This is a genomic window from Neobacillus drentensis (assembly GCF_036966985.1).
Taxonomy (GTDB): domain Bacteria; phylum Bacillota; class Bacilli; order Bacillales; family Cytobacillaceae; genus Neobacillus; species Neobacillus drentensis_E.
Genome location: NZ_JBALSN010000359.1, coordinates 203 through 1,237, shown reverse-complemented (window position 1 = coordinate 1,237; position 1,035 = coordinate 203). Strand labels below are relative to the sequence as shown.

Here is a 1,035-nt window from a genome sequence, read left to right as displayed (position 1 = left end):
AAGAGGAGTAACGGAGTCTGCTTCAATATTAGCCTACCCCGTTTACTTATTCGTTGTAGCATTGTTTATATTAATTGGTGTGGGTTTGTATCATATTGTAACTGGAGGGGTTTCACCTCAATTACATACACCTCTAGGTACACCTGTGGCGGGACTTAGTCTGTTTATTCTTTTAAAGGCGTTCGCTTCAGGAAGTTCAGCCCTAACAGGGGTTGAAGCCATATCGAATGCAATCCCTAATTTTAAAGACCCAGCCCCTAAAAATGCTGCTAAAACATTAATGGCAATGGGAGCCTTACTTGCCGTATTGTTTTCAGGAATTGTATTTTTAGCTTATTATTATGGGATTTCTCCAAATGCAGAAGTAACCGTTGTTTCTCAAATTGCTGAAGAAACTTTCGGGCGGAATTTCATGTATTTCTTTATTCAGGGAACTACAGCATTGATATTAATCCTCGCAGCGAACACTGGATATTCTGCTTTCCCGTTGTTGGCAGTTAATCTGGCTAAGGATAAGTTTATTCCAAGAATGTTTCTTATTAGAGGGGACAGATTAGGATATTCAAATGGCATCATCATACTTGGAATTGCTTCAATTATTCTAATCCTTGCTTTCCAAGCTGAAACAGAGTCTCTTATCCCGCTTTATGCAATTGGAGTGTTTCTTCCATTTACTTTGTCTCAGTCAGGCATGATGGTAAAATGGCTGCGAGAGAAGCCTCAAGGATGGGTTCCAAAATTCATTATCAATACAACGGGTGCCCTCATTAGCCTTGTCGTCACATTAATGTTCTTGATAACAAAATTCTCACAGGTTTGGTCAATCTTAATTTTCTTACCTATCATTGTCTACCTCTTTCATCGAATTAGAAAGCATTATGATGCTGTTGGGGACCAGCTTAGGCTCACTACTTGTGAACCTCTGATGCCTATTGAGGGAAATGTACTAATCGTTCCTGTTGCTGGCATGACTAATGTGGTAGCGAATTCTATTAACTATGCTAAATCTCTTTCTCAAGATCAAATTATTGCCGT

General features: G+C 39.2%; 1 protein-coding gene. It reads left to right on the top strand.

Going from position 1 to position 1,035, the window contains the following annotated elements:
* Positions 1-1,035 (top strand): APC family permease (locus V7659_RS21665; protein ID WP_335542166.1); only part of this gene is annotated, 1,035 nt, incomplete at both ends.